The sequence below is a fragment of the Synechococcus sp. 63AY4M2 genome (genome assembly GCF_002760475.1).
In the GTDB taxonomy this organism is placed as follows: Bacteria; Cyanobacteriota; Cyanobacteriia; order Thermostichales; family Thermostichaceae; genus Thermostichus.
Genome location: NZ_AXUX01000001.1, coordinates 109,171 through 129,550, shown reverse-complemented (window position 1 = coordinate 129,550; position 20,380 = coordinate 109,171). Strand labels below are relative to the sequence as shown.

16 protein-coding genes and 1 tRNA gene are annotated in these 20,380 nt (G+C 61.9%); 10 read left to right on the top strand and 7 right to left on the bottom strand.

The window, feature by feature from the left end:
• Window positions 1-30: 30 nt before the first annotated feature.
• Together SYN63AY4M2_RS00585 and SYN63AY4M2_RS00580 are read left to right on the top strand one after the other, a co-directional pair.
• Window positions 31-1,080, top strand: a complete 1,050-nt coding sequence (locus tag SYN63AY4M2_RS00585; RefSeq protein ID WP_011430304.1) for a Gfo/Idh/MocA family oxidoreductase — start codon at window positions 31-33, stop codon at window positions 1,078-1,080.
• On the top strand, window positions 1,031-2,086 hold the full coding sequence (locus SYN63AY4M2_RS00580) for a sulfite exporter TauE/SafE family protein (RefSeq protein WP_240527664.1): 1,056 nt from the start codon (window positions 1,031-1,033) through the stop codon (window positions 2,084-2,086). Before SYN63AY4M2_RS00585 ends, SYN63AY4M2_RS00580 begins: the two co-directional genes overlap by 50 nt.
• Before the next feature lie 117 nt (window positions 2,087-2,203).
• Here SYN63AY4M2_RS00580 and pheA read toward each other — a convergent pair whose 3' ends face one another.
• The 4 genes from pheA to sppA form a co-directional block, all read right to left on the bottom strand.
• Window positions 2,204-3,103, bottom strand: coding sequence for a prephenate dehydratase (pheA, locus tag SYN63AY4M2_RS00575; RefSeq protein WP_011430306.1), 900 nt, complete (start codon window positions 3,101-3,103; stop codon window positions 2,204-2,206).
• Window positions 3,104-3,106: 3 nt separating this feature from the next.
• Window positions 3,107-3,481: a late competence development ComFB family protein gene (locus SYN63AY4M2_RS00570; RefSeq protein ID WP_041438331.1), complete on the bottom strand. Its 375-nt coding sequence runs from the start codon at window positions 3,479-3,481 to the stop codon at window positions 3,107-3,109.
• 452 nt (window positions 3,482-3,933) lie between these two features.
• Window positions 3,934-5,238: an alanine racemase gene (alr, locus tag SYN63AY4M2_RS00565; protein WP_240527663.1), complete on the bottom strand. Its 1,305-nt coding sequence runs from the start codon at window positions 5,236-5,238 to the stop codon at window positions 3,934-3,936.
• Between the two features lie 25 nt (window positions 5,239-5,263).
• Window positions 5,264-6,304, bottom strand: a complete 1,041-nt coding sequence (gene sppA, locus SYN63AY4M2_RS00560; RefSeq protein WP_011430309.1) for a signal peptide peptidase SppA — start codon at window positions 6,302-6,304, stop codon at window positions 5,264-5,266.
• Between the two features lie 248 nt (window positions 6,305-6,552).
• Here sppA and SYN63AY4M2_RS00555 point away from each other — a divergent pair.
• The 4 genes from SYN63AY4M2_RS00555 to SYN63AY4M2_RS00540 all read left to right on the top strand — a co-directional run bounded on the left by SYN63AY4M2_RS00555 (window position 6,553) and on the right by SYN63AY4M2_RS00540 (window position 12,452).
• A tRNA-Ala gene (locus tag SYN63AY4M2_RS00555) sits at window positions 6,553-6,625 on the top strand.
• Between the two features lie 659 nt (window positions 6,626-7,284).
• Window positions 7,285-8,751, top strand: coding sequence for a hypothetical protein (locus SYN63AY4M2_RS00550; RefSeq protein WP_099812113.1), 1,467 nt, complete (start codon window positions 7,285-7,287; stop codon window positions 8,749-8,751).
• Window positions 8,752-8,759: 8 nt separating this feature from the next.
• Window positions 8,760-11,186, top strand: a complete 2,427-nt coding sequence (gene priA, locus SYN63AY4M2_RS00545; RefSeq protein ID WP_228375198.1) for a primosomal protein N' — start codon at window positions 8,760-8,762, stop codon at window positions 11,184-11,186.
• Between the two features lie 159 nt (window positions 11,187-11,345).
• Entirely contained in the window at window positions 11,346-12,452 is a 1,107-nt protein-coding gene (locus tag SYN63AY4M2_RS00540; RefSeq protein ID WP_011430312.1) for an isocitrate/isopropylmalate dehydrogenase family protein, read from the top strand.
• A gap of 31 nt (window positions 12,453-12,483) precedes the next feature.
• On the opposite strand, the gene SYN63AY4M2_RS00535 is transcribed toward SYN63AY4M2_RS00540, so the two are convergent.
• The gene (locus tag SYN63AY4M2_RS00535; protein WP_011430313.1) at window positions 12,484-13,410 is read right to left on the bottom strand and encodes a D-isomer specific 2-hydroxyacid dehydrogenase family protein; all 927 of its coding nucleotides are present in this window, start codon (window positions 13,408-13,410) and stop codon (window positions 12,484-12,486) included.
• Window positions 13,411-13,682: 272 nt separating this feature from the next.
• Between SYN63AY4M2_RS00535 and SYN63AY4M2_RS00530 the strand changes: the two genes are divergently transcribed.
• From SYN63AY4M2_RS00530 to queA, 4 genes are all read left to right on the top strand, one after another.
• Entirely contained in the window at window positions 13,683-14,969 is a 1,287-nt protein-coding gene (locus SYN63AY4M2_RS00530; RefSeq protein ID WP_240527662.1) for a phosphodiester glycosidase family protein, read from the top strand.
• 1,352 nt (window positions 14,970-16,321) lie between these two features.
• The gene (locus SYN63AY4M2_RS00525) at window positions 16,322-16,972 is read left to right on the top strand and encodes a cob(I)yrinic acid a,c-diamide adenosyltransferase (protein ID WP_011430318.1); all 651 of its coding nucleotides are present in this window, start codon (window positions 16,322-16,324) and stop codon (window positions 16,970-16,972) included.
• An 84-nt stretch (window positions 16,973-17,056) separates the two neighbouring features.
• Window positions 17,057-17,650, top strand: a complete 594-nt coding sequence (dcd, locus tag SYN63AY4M2_RS00520) for a dCTP deaminase (protein ID WP_011430319.1) — start codon at window positions 17,057-17,059, stop codon at window positions 17,648-17,650.
• Between the two features lie 91 nt (window positions 17,651-17,741).
• Window positions 17,742-18,932, top strand: a complete 1,191-nt coding sequence (gene queA, locus SYN63AY4M2_RS00515; RefSeq protein WP_099835927.1) for a tRNA preQ1(34) S-adenosylmethionine ribosyltransferase-isomerase QueA — start codon at window positions 17,742-17,744, stop codon at window positions 18,930-18,932.
• Here the strand turns inward: queA and SYN63AY4M2_RS00510 are convergent.
• Both SYN63AY4M2_RS00510 and SYN63AY4M2_RS00505 read right to left on the bottom strand, forming a co-directional pair.
• Window positions 18,929-19,705 (bottom strand): HAD family phosphatase, encoded by a 777-nt coding sequence (locus SYN63AY4M2_RS00510; RefSeq protein WP_011430321.1) that lies wholly within the window; start codon window positions 19,703-19,705, stop codon window positions 18,929-18,931. The genes queA and SYN63AY4M2_RS00510 overlap by 4 nt on opposite strands.
• Before the next feature lie 28 nt (window positions 19,706-19,733).
• Window positions 19,734-20,231, bottom strand: coding sequence for an aldo/keto reductase (locus SYN63AY4M2_RS00505; RefSeq protein WP_240530461.1), 498 nt, complete (start codon window positions 20,229-20,231; stop codon window positions 19,734-19,736).
• Between the last annotated feature and the right edge of the window lie 149 nt (window positions 20,232-20,380).

Below are 20,380 nucleotides of genomic sequence, written 5' to 3'. Positions count from 1 at the left end.
AAGCGCTTGTGGTGGAGGTAGTGGAAACCTATGGCTCGATCCTGCCCGCGTCCTGCCAACTCTCCCCGCCGTTACCCCGGGCAGCCGGTGCCTGTGGGCGTCATTGGAGTCGGCAACATGGGCCAGCACCACGCCCGCGTCTTCAGCTTGATGAAGGATGTGCAGGTCGTAGGGGTAGCCGATATCAATGTGGAGCGGGGTTTGGATGTGGCCAGCCGCCACCGCGTTCACTTCTACGAGGATTACCGCGACCTGCTGCCCCACGTAGCGGCAGTAGCCATCGCCGTGCCGACGGTTTTGCACCACGAGGTGGGCATCGCCTGCCTGGAGGCGGGGGTCCATGTGCTGATCGAAAAGCCCATTGCCGCCAGCATCGCTGAGGCAGAATCCCTGGTGAACCGCGCTGCCGATTGCAATTGCATTTTGCAGGTGGGGCACATCGAGCGTTTCAGCCCCGTTTTTCAAAAGCTGGGCCAAGTTTTGCAAAGCGAAGAGCCGCTGGCCTTCGAGGCCCACCGCCTCAGCCCTTACTCTGACCGGGCCAGCGACGTGTCGGTGGTGTTCGACCTGATGATCCACGACATCGACCTGTTGCTGGAGCTGATCCCCTCCCCAGTAACCCAAATTACCGCCAGCGGCAACCGCGCCTCCAAGCTGGGCTACCTGGACTACGTCACTGCCACCCTCACCTTTGCCAACGGTGCCATCGCCACCCTCACGGCCAGCAAGGTTACCCATCGCAAGGTGCGCAAAATTGCCGTCCACTGCAAAAATGCCCTGGTGGAAGCCGATTTTTTGCACAACGAGATCTCCATCTATCGCCAGGGATCCAGCAGCAGCGACTACGGCCAGGTGTCCTACCAGCGGGACTGCCTCATCGAGAAGGTTCACATCGAACCCATTGACAAGCTCCACGCCGAGCTGGAGCACTTTATCAACTGTGTGCGGGGGGGCAGCCAGCCGTCGGTGGGCGGGGAGCAGGCCCTGAAGGCCTTGAAGTTGGCTTCCGAGGTGGAGCGGATCGCCTTAGATGGATGCGCCTGGAGGGAGGCCAAACCCTGCCGCAGCTTTTTGTCTTAGCTTTGCCGCCGGCCTCCAGGCGGGGGCAGGTGGTATCTTCTGCCAGCCGGTCATGGGTGGGGAGGGCGAGGAGGGCAGAGGCTTTGTGGAGAGGCAAGGTCGGGCAATCGTGGTAGAAGAGGGGTTGGCCTTAGCAATCGGCGGCCTAGCGGCAGGGATCCTGGCCGGTTTTTTGGGCATTGGCGGCGGGACGATCTTGGTGCCCTTGCAGGTGAGCTTGGGGATCCCGCCGCTGCAGGCGGTGGCCACCAGCAACTTTTCCATTCTCCTCACCTCCTTGGCCGGCAGCATCCAAAACTGGCGCATGGGGATGCTGGATCCCAAACGGGTAATTTTGCTGGGGATCCCGGCTCTGTTTACGGCGCAGGTTGGGGCGATCCTCGCCAGTCGCCTGCCCGGCTATCTGCTACTAGCGGCCTTTGGGGTGCTGTTGCTGGCGAACATTTACCTGGTGGAGCTGCGCAAAACCGTGGTCGCCCACGCCCAAGCGTTGGAGAGGCCAGGGGTTGCTGCCGGGGGGACGGACGACGCTGGAGAACTCCGCGACCGCCCTGCTGCCGAGGGGCAGATGCCGCGGTGGCTGGCCCGCACCCTCACCGGTGGCGCTGCCGGCTTGTTGGCGGGGCTTTTCGGCATCGGCGGTGGCGTCATCCTGGTGCCCCTGCAGATCCTGCTGTTGCGAGAAACCCTCAAGGTGGCCATCCAAACCAGCTTGGGGGCAATTGTTCTCACGGCAACTGCTGCTACCCTCAGCCATGCGGGCCTGGGCAACTGGATGGCGAACGCGCTCGGCTTTGGAGATGGCACCATCCGCCAGAATGTGCTCTGGATCCCGGGCCTGATCCTGGGTGCAGGTGGGTTGGTCGGCGTCCAGATCAGCACCCGCACCCTGCCCAAGCTGCCGGATGAGATCGTCGGCCTGCTTTTTCGAACCTTTCTCGCCGGGCTTTCCCTCTACGTTTTTTGGCAAGCCTGGCAGGACTACCAAGCCCTGGACAACCAGTAGCAATTCCCAACTTCGACGCCTCACCCTCCCCTATTCTTTTAGCGTATCTGGGTCTAGGAGGGGAGGGAAAGGCTTCGGGATCCCCGCAGATAGCAAGTCGGGCCTGGCCGGCCTGTCCTATTCTGAGTTGCAAGGACGACGCTCGCTCGGCTTGCTGAGGTCGTGGACGGGGTAGCTGCCGAAAAGCTTCAGGGTTTCTGCGATCGCTTCCAGGGCAGCGATTACCTCTGCATCCAGATAGGGTTGGCCGACCGGATTCTCCAGATCGACAAAAAAGACATAGGTCCCCGCCGATTTCTTGGTGGGGCGCGACTCAATGCGCGACATATTGAGGCCCCGCTCTGCAAAGACTTGCAGCGGCTTTAGCAGCGCCCCTGGCACATTGTGGGGCAGGCTGAAGGCCAAGGAAGTATGGGATCCCCCTGGCGAGGAACGGCGACGGCCCACCACCCAAAAGCGGGTGCAGTTATCCGGGTGGTCGTTGATGGGACAGGCCAAAACCGGCAGTTGGTAGAGCTCAGCGGCCCGCTCTGAAGCAATGACGGCAGCGTTGGGCTGTGCTCGCAGCCGCTCCAATTCTTCGGTGGTGGAGCGGGTTGGAATCAAGGTCGCCCGGGGCAGATGGGATCCCAGCCAAGCCTGACATTGGGCCAAGGCTTGCGGATGGGAATAGACCTGCTCGATCTGCTCCAGCCGGGAGGCGCAGCCGATGAGGGCATGGCGGATGGGCAGGATCAGCGCCTGGCGAATGCTCAGCCCCTCCAGTTGCCAGAGGGCATCCAAGGTCATCGAGACCCCGCCCTCAACGGAGTTCTCCACCGGCACCACCGCCCATTCTTGCTCGCCCGCAGCCACGGCTGCCAAGCAGGCGCTAATGGTGGGGTAGGGCACCAGAGGATGGGACCCCTGGCTATGGAGATGGGGCTGCTCGGGACAGGCGAGCAGAGCGGCCAACTCCGTGTAGGTTCCAACAGGGCCGAGGAAGGCTACCGGCGCAGAGGAGACGATTAAAGCCATTCTTTAGTTTTGTTTGCGAGTGTCGCTAGGAGCCAGCTCTAACTCTACTGCCTCGACGTTGCGCTGCAGCGGGCAATCAGGCTCTGGGCAACGGGGATTTGCCGCCACTATCTCCATAGCCTTCCCCACCTCCCGCCGAATCAGGCTCTGCAACTCTTGATCTGCTTGGATGGCTTCCAGGGTGTATATGGAGCCTTCAAAACTGGTGGTGTAGCGGGGCTGGAGGTTGTTGAGGGCCAAGGCGGCGGCATCGTGACAGAATCTCTCACAGGAGCAGTAGCGCTGCTGGCTTTCCAGGAGCAGCAGCTCGTTCACCATCTCCAGAACAGCCCGCTCCATCTGATTTTCCAACCTCTTCAGAGGTTTGCGTGCCTCCATGGCTGCCTCCCGATGTCACTGATCCCGCCGCCAGTCCTCATTTTCCCAAAAACAGGACGGTTCTCGGCTTACTTCTGAGGCTGCTATATCCTTCACTACTTGACAAGTCAGGAAAAGCTACCCTACGTAAACTACCCGACTCCGACCGCCCCCCAACCCCCTGTATACGGGCCCCCAACCCCCTGTATACGGGGGGCAGGGGGGCGGGGGGATATAGGGGGCTCCTGCGGTTTCTAGCTCAACAGGAAGAGAAGTGACCGCAAACCCCCAGGCGCCGACGCGGCCAGCTACAATTTCACCCCAACTCCTCTGCTGGCGGGAGTCAGTTCTCACTTGCTAGCCCCTCTACCAGAATTGAGGGGGGAGGTAGGGATCCGAACCCACGCTTAAAACCTCGCCTGCATTTGCTGCTACCATAAACCGCCCAACAAAAACGTGCCATAGCGTCAACGTCAGCTAGCTTCCCCGAGCACGTTGACCAGCACTCTCGGCAGGCGGGCAGAAAGTCCGCACAGCAGTTCATAGGAAATGGTGCCCAACTGATCCGCCCAATCCTGGATTGAGAAACCCGCACTCGCCAGATGGGGGCCCAGCAGCTCCACCACATCACCCACCTGAATATCCGGCCTCTCGGTGACATCCCACATGCACTGATCCATCGTGATCGTGCCCACCTGCTGGATCAGGCTGCCGCGCACCCACCCCCGCAGCCAGCCGGAAAGCCGCCGTGGGATCCCGTCGGCATAGCCGATGGCCAGTGTGGCAATGCGACTGGGGCGAGAAGTGACGTAGCGATGGCCATAGCTGACGCCGGTGTGGGCGGGTACGGTTTGGATGTGGGTCAACCGCGCTTTGAGGCGCAGGATCGGCCGCAACCCCGGCACCTGCAGGTGCGGGGCAGGAGACAAGCCGTAGAGGGCCAGCCCCAACCGCACGCGGGGATAGTGGAGATGGGTTAGGGCGCCGGCGGAGTTATCCAGATGCAGGGGGGGCAGGGGATCCCCGGCCTGGCGGATCTGCTCCACCACCTGGGCGAAGCGGGCCTCTTGCTGGGCCATCACCGGAGAATCGGGCTCATCTGCCGTTGCGAAGTGGGAAAACAGGCTACAGCCTTCCAGCTCGGGGATCCGGCAGATCTGCCCCCACACGGCGGCGGCCTCTTGCCAGGGAATCCCCAGGCGGGTCATGCCCGTATCGACGTTGACGTGGACAGGAACAGGCCGCCCGGCCCAACGGGCCACCTGGCGCATCACGGGGATCTGCTCGGCCCGGGTGAGGCTGACCTCCAGCCGCGCAGCCATGGCCTGCTGCAGCTCGGCCCAGGTATTCAAAGCCCCCAACACCAAAATCGGGGCCTGGAGGCCGGCCTGCCGCAGCTCGATCCCTTCTGCCAGGGTGGCCACACACAACCCCTTGGCACCGGCAGCGAGGGCTATGGGAGCCACCAAGCGAGCTCCATGGCCGTAGGCATTGGCCTTGACCACTGCCCAGATCTCAGTGTCTGGCGACAGGCGCGCCTGCAACAGACGCAGATTTTCTCGCAATTGGGCTGCGTCAATTTCCACCCATGCCCGGCTGGTCAGCAGCTCCAGCTCTGGGTTGAAATCCGGCCAGAACCCCGTCTCGCCGACGGGATCCGCTCCCTGGGATCCCTGGCTCTGGGTCCACGAGGCGGACGCCGTGGCCAGGGGGCTATGCCCTGCCGTCGCCAGCGCAGAAGCGTCGTCCGGCGTGTGATCCACAGCTTCACCCCTCACACCAAGCCTATGATCACTGTCAGGTTTAGCGCAAAGTCCACCCGGGCGCCATCCACAGCAGCGGCACTTCCGGGATCCCGGCCACCTCGTGGCTCCCCAACAGTCGAGCGGGCCAGAGATTTTGCCCTTGCGGAGGCAGTCCTTGGCTCAATAGTCGCTGCAGGGCGCGTTGGAAGGGATCTCTCGCCGTTGCTGGCGACAAAGAGGGATCCCCGGTCATGCGCCGCAGATCTTCCACGGCTTCGGCATATCCTCCCAGGGCATCTACCAGGCCCAACTCCACAGCCTGCGCCCCGGTGAAGATGCGCCCATCGGCCAACTGGCGCACCCGCGCCTCATCCAAGCTTTGCCGTCGGGCGATCATCTCCGCATCCAGCACCTTTTCTGCCCCTTTGTCCGGCAAGCGCTGGCGTCCGCGGGCCACATCGCGAACGAACTGGTCGAGGGTATCCTCCACCAACTCTTGCAGCAGACGTTGCTCTTGGGGGGTGGCAGCCCGGAAAGGGGAAAGAATGTCTTTGTACTCGCCGGTTTTGAAGGTCTGCGGCTCTATGCCGTAGTTGTCGAGCAGTTTGCCAAAGTTGAGGCCGCTGATGATCACCCCTATGCTGCCGGTCAGGGTGCCCGGGTTGGCGTAGATCTTGTCGGCAGCACTGGCTACATAGTAGCCGCCGCTGGCGGCAACGTCTTCCATGACGGCAATCACCGGCTTGCCGGCTTCCCGCAGAGCCGTGACGGCGCGGTAGAGCTCCTGGCTGGATCCCACAGCCCCGCCCGGGCTGTTGATGCGCAGCAATACAGCCTTGACGGCGCGATCCTCGACAGCTTCCCGCAACTGATCTAAGGGAGAGGTGGGCAAACCTACCAAAGTCGAGCCCCGTGGCCCTCCTATCGTTCCCTCGATGGTAACCACCTCAATGCGATTCGCCCCTCGAGGGGCCTCTAGCCCGACGCCACCCCGAACCGACTCTGCGGCAGGTCGTGTGCCGCCAATAACAGCCGCAATCAGGCAGACCACCAGCAAGGAAGCGGCCAAAAGGCGGTTAAGCTGAGATCCCTGTGTCACAAGCCCCCCAATGTCGCTGACTCCGTTCTATCACCCGGCAAGCTCCTGCAACAGAGGGCAGGAGCCAGGTGGATCCAATCTCCACTTTTGCAAGTGGACGCTCCAACCCAACTCTTGACAAGGATCTCCCGTCTATTTAGGATAGATTCCCGTACTTTTCACCGCCAAAGCAGCTTCTACAGGCTAAAATTGTAGTCTGGAGCGGGCATAAATCAATTGCCCAGGCTCTTGCCGGAAGGCTGCATCTTGGGGCTTTAGCTCAGTTGGTAGAGCACTTCAATGGCATTGAAGGGGTCAGCGGTTCGAGTCCGCTAAGCTCCATTGGCCTGATAGCATCCGAGGCCCAGCAAATGGTCACTCCTTCCCTCCGACCGGAGGAGACGGCTTCGGCCATGGGATCCCCGCCTTGCGGGAGGTATCTGAGCCGCCGTGAGGCAACCCGGCCATGGTCGCCCCCCTTTCCCCGTATACGGGGGGAAGGGGGTACGGAGCGGGGCTCCTGCGGCTTCTAGCTGACGCTGCCTCAATCCCTTGCAGATCTGCGCCGATCCCTGGGCGAAGGGCCCCTGCCATTGGACAAAGATGCTCTAAAACGCCGCCGAATTATAGGGTGCAACTAAATAAAAAATGGTGCAAACTATTGGTGGTGGCAGGCTGGAGGGATCCCGGGCAGCGATAGTGTGTAGTGCGGGTGAAGCAAGGGGGGCAATCGTAGCAAGCTCTCAAGGCAACCCCAGGCCGCAGCTGACCTCTGGGGGGAAGGGAGACGTCTTCTGGCGAAAAAACGGCCAAACAGAGGTTCCGCTGCCAGCTCAACTCCCTGATGAGGAGCCCCCAAGACAAGAAGGGCGGCCAACAGGCCTCGGAATCGGAAAGAAACCTTACAAGATCCCTCCCCTGGCTTGAACCCACCGGAAAACTTCTCTATACTGCAGGGAACTTTATCCTGTACCTCCCCTTCTTCATCTTCGCTTTAACCTATGCGTGCTCCCTCCTCAGGCGACTCGGATCCCACCTTTCCCGAAGCTCAAGCCGGCCAGTCGGCCAAGGACTCCGTCCCGCTTACGCGAACGGAATCGGATCCCAATCCAGAGCGGCATTCGGCCCTGAGGCAGCGGCAGCAGTTGGAGGCTCGGCTACTCGAAGCCGAAGCGGAGCTGCACAGTCAACTGGCCGAGAGGGAACTGCAGTCTCGCAAGCAGCAACAGCAGATAGAGCTCTTGCAATTGAAAGCCCAAACGCCTGCAGACGCTGCTTGGGAAGCCGAATGCCGAGCCCTGCGCCAGAAGGTGGCCGAGCAAGAAAAGGCGCTGCAGGAGCGGGAACATGCCCTGCGCCAGTTGCAACAGACTTTGGCAGAGCAAAAAGTTCAGCTCTCGGAGCAGGAAGCTCAGCTGGCGGCGCGGCAACGCCTCAACGAGCGGCAGCGCCAAGATATCGAAGCCCTACAGGAGCAGATCGAGCAGCTACGGCTGGCCCATGCTCAGGAGCGCCGTCAGTGGGAACACCGTCAGCAGGAGCTACAGGCTTCTCTGGTGGAAGCTCAAGACCTGGCGGAAAAACGGGTGGAGATGTTGCAGCGTTTCAAGGCAGAGCTTTCGTTGGCCCGCACCCAAATTGCAGAAACTCAGGCGGAGCTGAACAGCCTGCGGGCTCTGTACAACGACCAACGGGCAGCCTGGCAAGAACAGCGGGAACATCTCGAGGCGCGTCTGGCGGGCTATGCCGAGACAGAGGCGGAAGCGGAGCAGCGCTGGCAGGAACAACGGCAGGAATTGGAAGCGGCGCTGGCCGATGCCCAGGCGCAACTGGCCGCTTTGCAAGCTCAGCAAGAGCAATGGCGTCAGGACTCCCGGGAGCAGCAACAGCAGTGGCAAGCCCAGGTCGAAGCGCTGCAAGCTGCCCTCGCCCAAGCGCAGGCGGAAATTGCCCATTGGCAGCAGGAGCACCGCCGTCTGGAGGAACGGTACGCCCAGGCCCAGCAGCGCCTCGGCGATCTGGAGCAGCGGCTCCAAGCAGCTCTGGCCCAGCTTGCCGACCAACCCACCTGGCAATCGCAATTGCGCTCTGCCCAGATCGCCGTCACCCATCTGCAGGAGCAAACAGAGGCCTTGGAGGGGCAGGTGAGGGCCCTGCAGGCGGAACGCGCCGCCCTCGCCGAAGAAAACCGCTCCCTGAGAGAGAAGTACGAGCAGCAGCAGATGCACCTGCTCAGCCTGAAGACGGCTTTGGAGCGCAAGGGAATAGACATCCCGCCTCGCGCTGGTGCAGCGGCTCCCAATGCTGCCGACACGCCAACACGGTCTGAGTCTCTCGCTTCGCTCCAGGCCGCCAAGCCCAAGTCTGCCCTATGGACTCCGTCCCGCTTACGCGAACAGTCCCGGCCTTTGCTGGCTCGCCCTGATAAGCGGGCAGTGGATCTGCCGCGGTTCTTGCCCCGACCGTGAGGGATCCGGTGGCGCAGCCTGCTCCTCCCCGCTGGCTGGAGGTGTGGGTGGATCATCCCCACTTGGGGGGCTGCTTCACCTACCGCGTGCCAGAGGGATGGGAGCCAGAAGCGGGCGATCTCCTCAGCGTTCCCTTTGGCCAACAGGTGGCAGGGGCGGTGGCTCTGGGCTGGCGCTCGGAGTTGCCGACAGGAGTAGATCCCCAGTCGGTGCGAGAGATTGAAGCGGTGGTGGCCAAAGGGATCCTGCCCAAGGATTTCTGGCCTCTGCTGCAGCGGGTAGCCAACTACTACCTCACCCCCCTAGCCCAGGTGGTGCGCACCGTTTTGCCGCCGGGCTTGCTGAGCCGCTCCCAGCGGCGGATCCGCCTGGTTGGATCCCCGCCAGGGGAATGTTCGCCGGCTGCCCAGGCTTTGCTGCGGCTGCTGCGGGAGAAGGGAGGGGAGCTGTCTTGGCGTTACCTCCAGCAGCAGGTGCCCGGCGCCGAGGTCGCTCTGCGGGAGCTGCAGCGGCGGGGTTGGGTGGAAAGCTTCTGGCAGGAGCAGCAGGGGGGCAGGGTGAAAACCCAACAGGCGGCCACCTTGGTGGAGGACTCGCTGGAGGGGCTGAGCTTGCCCCAGCAGAAAGCGCTGCAGATCCTCAAGCAAAAGGGGGGGGAGCTGCTGCTGGTCGAGTGGGAGCGCCTGGCGGGGGTGAGCCGGTCAGTGCTGCAGAGCCTAGCCCGCAAAGGCCGGGTGCACCTCTACGAGCGACCCTTGCTGCGGCTGGGAGAGGCCGAGCGGCCTGTGGAGAAAGATTTGCCCAAGCCTCTGACGCCAGCCCAGGCCGAGGCAGTGGCGGCCATCCAGCAAGCCCTGGGGCGAAACCAACGCTTTCTGCTGCATGGGGTCACCGGCTCCGGCAAGACAGAGGTGTACCTGCAAGTCATTGCCCAGGTGCTGCAGCAGGGGCGGTCAGCCTTGGTGCTGGTGCCGGAGATCGGCCTTACCCCGCAACTGACGGATCGCTTTCGGGCGCGGCTGGGATCCCGCGTGTGGACCTACCACAGCGGCCTCTCAGCCGGCGAGCGCTACGACCTCTGGCGGCAGATGTTGGTTGCTGTCCCCCAGGTGGTGATCGGCACCCGCTCGGCGGTGTTTGCCCCCTTGGCCAACCTGGGCCTCATCGTTCTGGACGAGGAGCACGACGACAGCTTCAAGCAGGATCAGCCCCAGCCCTGCTACCACGCCCGTCAGGTGGCGGAGTGGCGGGCTGAGCTAGCCAACTGTCCCCTAGTTCTGGGCAGCGCCACACCGGCAGTGGAAACCTATGCGGTCCACCTGCAGGATCCGCAGCGCTGGGTTCGTCTCCCTTTGCCGCAGCGCATCCCCCAGGCGGGGATCCCGGCCACCCTGCCCCGGCTGGAGCTGGTGGACATGCGCCAGGAGCTGCAGGCGGGCAACCGCAGCATTCTCAGCCGCCGCCTGCATCAAGCTTTGCACGAGACTTTGAAGAGGGGGGAACAGGCCATCCTCTTTGTCCCCCGGCGGGGGCACAGTACCTTTGTCTTGTGCCGCAGTTGCGGCTTTGTCCTCACCTGCGCCCACTGCGACGTCTCCCTTACCTTTCACCTGGAGGGCGGGCAGGAGCTGCGCTGCCACTACTGCGGCGCCCGCCAACCCCACCCCCAGCACTGTCCTGCCTGCGGCTCGCCCTACCTCAAGCACTTCGGCACCGGCACCCAGAAGGTGGTGGAGGTGCTGCAGCAGCACTGGCCGCAGGTGGCGATTTTGCGCTACGACAGCGACGCCACCCGCCGTAAGGGATCCCACCGGGATTTGCTGGAGCAGTTTCGCAGCGGCAAGGCCCAGGTGCTGGTGGGCACCCAGATGCTCACCAAAGGGCTGGACATCCCCCAGGTGACGCTGGTGGGGGTGGTAGCCGCCGACGGGCTGCTGCACCAGCCTGACTACCGCGCTGGCGAGCGCACCTTTCAACTGCTGACCCAGGTGGCGGGCCGGGCAGGCCGCGGATCCTTGCCAGGCCAGGCCATTATCCAGACCTATTTGCCAGAGCACCCCATCTTGCAAGCGGTGCTGGCCCACAACTACGAGGGCTTTGTCCAGGCCGAGCTGCGCCAACGCCAAGAGGGGGGCTACCCTCCCTACCGGGCGTTGATTTTAATTCGCCTGAGCAGCAGCCGCCTGGAGGCGTTAGAGCGCTACTGCAGCCGCCTAGCTGAGGGCCTGCAAGGGATCCCGGCGGAGGTGTTGGGGCCAGGACCGGCCCGAGTGGAGCGGGTTGCCGGCCGCTACCGCTGGCAGATCCTCCTCAAACAGCTTCCCGATCAGCCCTGGGATCGCGCCCAGATCGATACCCACCTGCGCCGCGCCCTTGGACATATTCCCCAGGGGATTCGCGTCAGCCTCGATGTGGATCCGCTGCGGATCCTCTAGGGGCGGCAGTTTTGCCGCAGCTTGGCGTTGGATGGCCCCAACCTGTTTTATAGTCGTTTAAGCTTCGTTTAAGCTCAGGGATCCCCCACGGGCTCAAAGGCCGGCGCTAGGCGGGATCCCGTCAAGCTGCCAGCGTCAATCCTGGGAGGAGAAGGATTTGTGGCCTATCGTGTAACGTTGATCCCCGGCGATGGCATTGGCCCGGAAGTAACCAGGGCAATGACCACAGTCCTGGAGGCCAGCGGGGTGGACTTGGAGTGGATCCGAGTAGAAGCAGGGGTAGAGGTGATTGAGAAATACGGCACGCCTTTGCCACCGCAGGTGTTGGAGTCCATCCGGGAAACCAGAGTGGCCATCAAAGGGCCCATCGGCACCCCTGTAGGCACGGGCTTTCGCTCAGTCAATGTAGCCATCCGCAAAGAGCTGGATCTCTACGCCAACCTGCGCCCGGCCAAGTCCCTCCCCGGCATCAAAAGCCCCTTTCAAGACATTGACCTGGTGGTGGTGCGGGAAAACACCGAGGATCTCTACGCCGGGATCGAGTTCGAGCGAGGCACCCCCGAAGCAGCCCACGCTCGCGAAGAGATGATGCGTCTTTCTGGCAAGTTCATCCGCGAGGGATCTGCCATTGGCATCAAACCCATTTCGGAGTTTGGCAGCCGTCGCATTGTCAAGTTTGCCTTCGAATACGCCCGCCAGAATGGCCGCAAAAAGGTAACGGCCGTTCACAAAGCCAACATCATGAAGTTTACCGACGGCCTGTTTTTGCAGGTGGCACGGGAGGTGGCCCAGGAGTACCCCGACATCGAGTTTGAAGATCTCATTGTCGACAACATGTGCCTGCAACTGATGCAAAAGCCCCAGCTCTACGATGTGCTGGTGCTCACCAATCTTTATGGGGATATTATCTCCGACCTGTGCGCCGGGATGATCGGCGGGCTGGGGGTGGCGCCAGGGGCCAACATCGGCGATGGCATTGCGGTTTTTGAGGCTATCCACGGCTCAGCGCCCAAGTATGCCGGCCAAAATAAGGTCAACCCCTCTGCCCTCATCCTCTCCGGGGCCATGATGTTGCGCTACCTGGGCGAGCGGGAAGCCGCCGCGAGGGTAGAAGCGGCAGTGCAGTCGGTCATTGCCGAAGGCAAATACGTCACCTATGACCTGGCGCAAGGGGAGCCTGTGGGCACCCAGGAGATGGCCGAGGCCATCGCCGCCCGCGTCCAGGAGATGGCTCCTCCCCAGGATCCTATTCCCATCGAGTCCTAGATCCCTGCTTCCCTCGGGAGAGGGTGAGGGCTCAGTAACCTAGAACCGGATCCACCACCCCCAGCAAGGGTTCTCCCAGCCGAAAGCGGCTCACATTTTCCCGCACCCGCTCGGAGAGGGCAGGGACAATCATGGCGTCGGTGATGGCCGTGTGGGGGGTAATTAGGCAATTGGGCAAGCGCCAGAGGGGATGTCCATCGGGCAGCGGTTCTGGATCCGTAACATCCAGGGCGGCACCCCGGATGATCCCCTCCTGCAAGGCGGCCACCAGGTCAGGGGTGACGATATGTTTGCCGCGCGCCACATTGACCAACCAACAGCCGGATCCCATCTGCTCCAGCTCTGGCCAGGCGATGATCCCCTCTGTCTCGGGGGTGAGGGCCAAGGCCAGGATCACCACATCCGCTCCTGCCAGCACTGCCTGCCGCTCCGCCAACGTCACCACCCGGCTGGCTCCCGGCAAGGGATCCGCCCTGCGCCGCACCACCTCAACGGAACACTGGAAGGGCTGCAACAAGCGGATCAGGGCCTGGGCAATGCCCCCCGCCCCGAAGATGACCACGCGGCTGCCCCAGAGGCTGGTGCCGGATCCCGGCTGCCAAGTCTGGGCCAGAGCGCGGTGCTTGAGATCCCGCAGGCCGGCCAAGGTGAGGGCCAGGGCATGCTCGGCCACCGCTTGGGCATAGACCCCCTTGCCGCAGGTCCACACATAGGCGGGATCCAGGATCCCTGCCTGGGCAAAAGGCTCCACGCCCGCCCAGGGCAACTGCACCCAGCGGATCCCCTTTCCTTCGGCAAGACACTGCTTGAGCTTGGGCACGTCAAAGGCATCGGCCCACACCAGAGCCTCCGCTTCCGCCAGCGGCACCAGTTCGCCACCCCCCGCCAGGACTGCCTCTTTTAACCAGGGTCGGAGGTGGTCGGGTTCGACGGCTATGCGTCTGCCTTGGATGCCCATCAGAGCTCTCGAAGATGACTTCCCCTTTGCCAGGATATCGCTGGCAGAAGGGGGTGGGAAAAGCCTCAGAACTGTTAAGGGATCCCAAAGGGAGGATGGGAAGGGATGCCGGAATCGCTAGGTTAGGAGCTGTAGCCTCTGCCTCTTCTTCTCGTCTTCAGCCCATGACCCTTTCTGAGTTTTTGACCTTGGTGCTGCTGCTTTTTCCGGGCATTCTGCTGTCTTTGATTTTGATGGCCACTTTTGCCGCCGGCGGATAGGAGCTGCCAAGCTTGCTCAAAGCCAAAAACTTGCCCTCTTCCTGCCAGATGCAGTTTCCCAACTTGGCGCCTTGGGTGGTGCCGGCAAGGTGGGTCTCTTGGTCCAAAGCTGTGGCCTGGGCGGGGGCAGCTCTCCTCTTGCTCAGCAACCTACCTGTCCCTGCCCAGACGCTCCTCAACGGGCAGCCTGTGCGGGTAGTAGAGGGGATCCCTTTGTACCAAAGGATGGTTTGGCTGGAGGATCGACGGATCCTGGTTTCCGTCGTGGCAGTTTCCCTAGCCGCCGGCCAGTTGCGCCCCATTTGGGCCGACCCTGCCAGTCTAGTGGGCCTGGGGGAGCTGCCCGCTTTTAGCCGCGAACGGGGAGCGGTGGCTGCTATCAACGGCGGCTTCTTTAACCGCAATACCCGCCAGCCGCTGGGGGCCATTCGCCTGGAAGGCCGCTGGATCTCCAGCCCCATCTTGGGCCGAGGGGCGATTGCCTGGTTTGACGCCGCCAATTCTCCCCCTGGCTTGGAGCCGGTGCGCTTTGCCCGCCTGCGGATGCAAATAGAGCTGCGCAACGACTTGGGGGATCGGATCCCCTTGGTCGGCATCAACAGCGGCTACATCCTGCCCGGGATCGCCCAGTACACCCCTGATTGGGGATCCACCTACACCACCCAGACGGACGACGAAGTTCTCCTCATTGTGCAAGAAGACCGGCTGCAGCAGATCCTGTCGGCAGGCGTGGCCGGCAAAGTGACGGTGCCGATCCCTCCCAAAGGCTACATACTGGCAGCACGAGGGCTAGAGGGCGCTCTAGAAGCCGGCAAGCTGATCCCAGGAGATCGCCTCCGGCTGGACTGGACGGTGGATCCGCTGGAGCTGGAAGCCTACCCCCACATTCTGGGGGCAGGGCCGCTCTTGCTCTTGGACGGCCAGGTGGTCCTGGATGCCGAATTGGAGGGGTTTCAGCCTCTCTTCCGCCGGCAACAGGCTGCCCGCAGCGCCATCTGTCTGCGGCAGGGGCAACCGGACAACAGGGATCTGCTCCTGGTGGCCGCCGGCAATGCCCAGGAAAACCAAGGGCTCACCCTGTTGGAGATGGCGCAGTTGTTGCGGCAGTTGGGCTGTCGCCACGCTTTGAACCTAGATGGAGGCCGCTCTTCCACACTGGTGCTGGGGGAAGAAGCCGTCAATCTGGAGCCAGAGATCGGACTAGCCGACGGCGAGACTGATCCCAATACAACGAGATCTCGGCGGCGCCTACCCCGGGTTCACAATGGCTTGGGTTTTTTCTCCAACCTAAGTCGCTAGCGGCAAACCAAGACAACTCTTCCGGCAGCAGGATACGGTTCTTTTGATGTACGGCTCGAGCGTCGGATCCCCATCTGCTTTCTGGCTACTTTTTAATCAGCTTGACACTCCCTCTGCCTGAAGGCGCAGTCCACAAACGAACTCGTAGAGGCGTTGTCAAGCCACCCCTAGACAGCCCCTTGAGGCAGAGCCCCAAGGTTCTACTTACTTTTCTGAGACTAAAGGAGGCTTCTCAGAGAAGAAAGAGCCTTGCCCCCCTTGCGCCATAGGATCCCGGCAACATCGGTACCCAAGGATCTGGAGCGCGGAGTGACCGGCTTCAAATGGGATCCAACCCCAGCTTTTTCCGGCAACCCTGACGGGAGCCGCTACGGATCCGTTCCTTGTCTGCAGCGATCCTGCTTGCCTACAGAACCCTCATAAAGTTGGCAAAAACCCAATAGAAATTCCTATTCATTTGATCAGGAAACAGCGACGCAATCTATATAGAAATACTGAAGTTTAATTCAACAGAAAAACTATCAAACAACCAACTGTACAAAAAATTGGTCTTGCAATAAGTTTTACATTATTTTCCAATTAACCGCCGATCCTGATAGACCTTATCAAAAGACCATCTTTATGACGGCAGTAAACAATCTGCGTTTATCGACCTAAGAAAGTAGACCTTCTGGCTCTGTGGTCGCAACCTTTCTCAAATGAACTACTTTGGAATGCACACAAGTTCTTCGACTTCCAATCAAGCGGATTAGTCTATAGTCTATGCCGAGCAAGGCTCCTGGGACGCCTCAAGTCTCTTTTCTATTGAGTTCTATTGAGTTGAGCAAGCCGCCGTCATTGGCCTTCTCATGTATTGAGAGTTAATCTTATCTAGAAAAAGTGATCTTTTGCTTGCATCTTTTTGGGGCACATTTTCGTGATTAAGCAAGATGGCTAGACGCTTAAGCTTTTACACCTCGGCGGAAGTTTTATTAAGATCTCATCCAAAAGCTTTTCTTCTCGCCCATCGCCTCCGCCTGGCAAAAAGCTAGGATGGGCAAGGATTATACTTTCTAACACCGTATTCGGGGCGGTTTGTGTGTCGACGGGAAACAGAACTGACTCGTTGACGAATAGGCACAGGTGGTGTTTCATGGAATCCGTAGTCAATGTTTTCCACCACTTGTAAGCCTTGCGTCCCATCAGTTGCCGTTTGCCTTGGCAGGCGGTAGTTGCTTGTGGCTCTCCTTCGCGTCTCCGCAACGGTGACGGATAGGGCTTTTGTTCCTCGGCAAAGCCGCCCAGACCAAGGGCCTTGTCCCCTAGCCCCCTCACGAGATAAAACCGTGGTTCGCACTGCCTCACCCAATCCTATGCCCTCCCCCAAGGATGCCGTTCCTGTTGCCCGCATCAAACAGCCTGCAGCCCAGGCCAACCCTGCTGCCGGCGACCGCTTTTTCCAGCGGGACGGAGCCTTTTCTGCCCAGCTGATCCCCCAGGGATCCCTGCAGCTCTACACCCATCCCAGCCGGGGCATGTTCACTCCTGTGATGGCTCAGGCACTGCGCTTGGCCGGCCAGGGGACGCGGGTGTTGATCGTGCAATTTCTCAAGGGCGGGATCAACCAGGGGCCGGAAAATCGTCTTTTGCTGGGCAGCTCGCTGGAGTGGGCCCGCTGTCGTCTGCACCGCTGCATCGATACGCCTCACCTGGAGCCGGAGGAGCGGGTGGCTCTGGACGAGCTGTGGCAATTTACTCAGGAGGCGGTCAGGAGTGGCCGTTATGGCTTGGTGGTGCTAGACGAGTTGGGCCTGGCCATCAAGCTGGGCCTGATCCCGGAGGCGCAGGTGCTGGATTTGATCGATCAGCGCCCAGTCTGGATGGACATGGTGATCACCGGGCCGGAGATGCCGGATTCTCTCCTGGAGCGCGCCGATCTGATCACCCAGCTACGTCCACGGCGGGATCCAGTCCTCGTTCCTCCTTCCCCAGAGAGCGGCCCCCCGCCGAGAATGGATCCCTAGCGGGTCAGCAGCTCGTAGCCTTGCCAGCAGCGACTGCGCTCTCTTCTCCAAACTCTCTGGCCTGTCGGGCAGCCTGTTGCAGCCATGTTAAAAAACGACCGCTGGATCTACGAGCAAGCGCAACGGGGGATGATCGAGCCGTTTTGTCCTGAGCTGGTGCGCCGCGTGGAGTGGAACGGCCAGATGCGGCCCGTCTTGAGCTACGGGCTCTCGTCCTACGGCTACGACATTCGCCTGTCACCGGTGGAGTTCAAGATCTTCCGCCACGTGCCCGGCACGGTGGTGGATCCCAAGCGGTTTAACCCCAAAAACCTGGAACCTGTGGAGCTGCACCACGACGAGATGGGGGACTACTTCATCATCCCCGCCCACTCCTACGGCCTGGGCGTCTCCCTAGAACGGCTGCAAGTCCCGGATAACATCACCGTCATCTGCATTGGCAAGTCCTCCTACGCGCGGGTAGGGCTGATCGCCAACCTCACCCCAGCCGAGGCGGGGTGGCGGGGCTATCTCACCTTGGAGTTCTCCAACGCTTCCAGCGCCGACTGCCGCGTGTATGCCAATGAAGGGGTGGTGCAGCTCCTCTTCTTGGAAGGGGATCCCTGCCAGACCACCTACGCCGACCGCCAGGGCAAGTACCAGGATCAACCCCAGCGGGTGGTGGTGGCCAAGGTCTAGGTGGCACACCCTCCCCCCAATCCCTCCCGGACAAAGCCTCTGGCAACCGGCATCCGTCGGCTATGCTGGAGGCGTGCTGCTGTGTTTGTCCATGAGCCATTCTTTCCTACTGGCTGCTTCTGCTGGCCAAGCCGAACCCGGCCAGCTTCTTCCAGGGAGCGTTGGAGAGCTCAACCCGGATCTCCTAACGGCTAGCTACGACTACTCCCTGCCCCCTGAGCGGATCGCGCAAGCCCCTGTGGAGCCACGGGATCAGGCGCGAATGCTGGTGGTGTACCCAGATAGGCACGAGCACCGCCGCTTCTGCGACCTCCCCGACTACCTGCAGGCCGGGGATCTGCTGGTTCTCAACGACACCAAGGTAATCCCAGCCCGGCTATGGGGGGCTAAGGTTTTGCCGGGAAAGGACGCTTCCGGGGCACGGGTGGAGGTTTTGCTGCTGGAGCCCATCCCGGCCAACACCTCCAAGCAGGAGCAAATCTGGCGGGTCTTGGTTAGGCCAGGCAAACGGGTCAAGGTGGGGGATCAAATCCGGTTTTGGGATCGCCAGGGATCCCCGGCTGAACTGGGGGCCACAGTGCTGGCCGTGGACGCGGAGACGGGTGGCCGGGTGGTGCAGTTGACCTGGGAAGGGGCGGATACCTTTGAGCAGATCCTGGGGCGGGTGGGGCGGATCCCGCTCCCTCCCTATCTGAAAGCTGCCCACGCCCTTGATCCGACAAGCGCGGGAGTCCGACCTGAAGACTATCAAACGGTCTGGGCCAGACACCCGGGCTCGGTGGCCGCCCCCACCGCCGGGCTGCATTTTACCCCCCAGCTCTTGGAGCGGCTGGCCCAAAAGGGGATCCAAACTGCCTACATCACCCTCAACATCGGCCTGGGCACCTTCCGCCCGGTGGAGGCGGAGCGAGTAACCGACCACCGCTTGCACAGCGAGTGGCTCAAGGTGCCAGCGGAAACGGTGGCCACTATTCGCGAAACCCAGGCCCAGGGAAGGCGGGTGATTGCCGTGGGGACAACGGTGGTGCGGGCACTGGAAACGGCAGCCCTCTGCGGCACCCTGCAACCCTGGCAGGGAAAAAGCGACCTCTTTATCTACCCCGGCTACTCCTGGCGGGTGGTGCAGGGGCTGATCACCAACTTTCATCTGCCCCGCTCCAGCCTGATGATGCTGGTGGCAGCCTTGATCGGGCGAGAGCGTTTGCTGGATCTCTACCAAGAGGCCATCCGGGAGGGTTATCGGTTCTACTCCTTTGGGGACGGCATGCTGATCCTGCCCTAGGGAGAACCCTGCCCTTTGGCTAAGGGTTTGCCAGGAGGGTCGGCAGGACGGTCTTGGCCAGTGGCAAACCAAGTTTGGAGGCGCTCCCATTCCACTTGGGGGTAACCATCCACCGCCCAGTTGGCCCGCCGCTGCAACATGTGCAGCGGGAAGAAGGTGGCTAGGGCCAAGACCGGGATCCCTTGCGAGCGAGCTGCTTGAATGCCGGCGTAGGTGGCTTCAAAACTCAAGCACTCCTGAGGGGAAAGCCCCATCCGCTCTAAAAGCAGACGGTGCAACTGCCCCGGTGATAGGGCGGGATCCCCTGCCTCGCCGGTTACGCGGTAGCGAAAGTCATGAGTCAGCCGCGCCAGAGCTGGACAGGGGAAGCGCTCCAAAAAAGCCTCCACCTCAGCAGCGGCGTGGCCGCTCACTAGGCCCACCTTGAGCTGCAGCCGCTCCAGCTTCTCTAGGGCCTCTGCCAAACCGGGGACAAGAAGGGATCCCTTCTGCTCCTGCAGAGCCTGTTGATAGTAAAGGGCCTTGCGGCGCAACAACTCTTCTCGTTGCTTGGGGCTGAGCACCCGTCCCTGGGCTTGCCAAAGCGCCGGCAGGCGCTCCCAATCCGGTCGGCCCAGATAGTGCAGCCGGTAGAGCTCCTTTTGCTCCCGGGATCCCAGATCCCAGGGACGCAGGTTCTCCTCCAGCAGCACTTGGTTGATGGCGTGGAGGTGCAGCCCCTCGTCGTCGGCCACCACACCGCTCCAGCTTAGGATCACCCCTTGCAGCGCCATTGGACAGCCTTACCCCCCACTCCTTGCTCTAGGCAGCACGGGCAGGGGGGGCCATGAAGCTGGGGGGGATGGGTTCGGGGACATGCCTTTGCAGGATCGCGTCGATGGCCTGCATTGCCTCCGCCTCCAGCGACCAGCCCCACACGCCGGCTAGGTCCTCCAACTGCTGGCGCTTGCGCGCTCCCCACAGGATTGCACTTACTCCCGGCTGATCCAAGAGCCAGCGCACCGCCAACTGGGGCAAGGTTTTGCCGTAGCGCTCCCGCGCCAGCCGGCTCAGCTCTTCTGCCGCTTGCAGGTACTGGGAGTAGCGAGGCTCTCCAAACTTGGGATCGATGCCGCCGCGCAGATCTCCAGGCGGAAACTGGGTTTGCGGCGTCAGCCGTCCCCCCAACAGCCCTCGACAGAGGGGGCTGTAGATCAGCGTGGCAATACCGTTGGCACGACAGTAGGGCAGGACATCTGCTTCGATCTGGCGCTCAAACAGGTTATAGGGCGGCTGGGCCGTGTGTAGGGGTCCCGGCAAGGACCCGGAGCTAGAGGATGGCAAGCCCCAGAATTGGCGGCAGTATCTGCTGGAACTCAGTGGTATTCCCTGGTGGATCGGCAAGCTCAAGACGTACTTTTACCTGGCGACAGGACAACTGCAGCGATACCCTTACGTTCCCGAAGCGG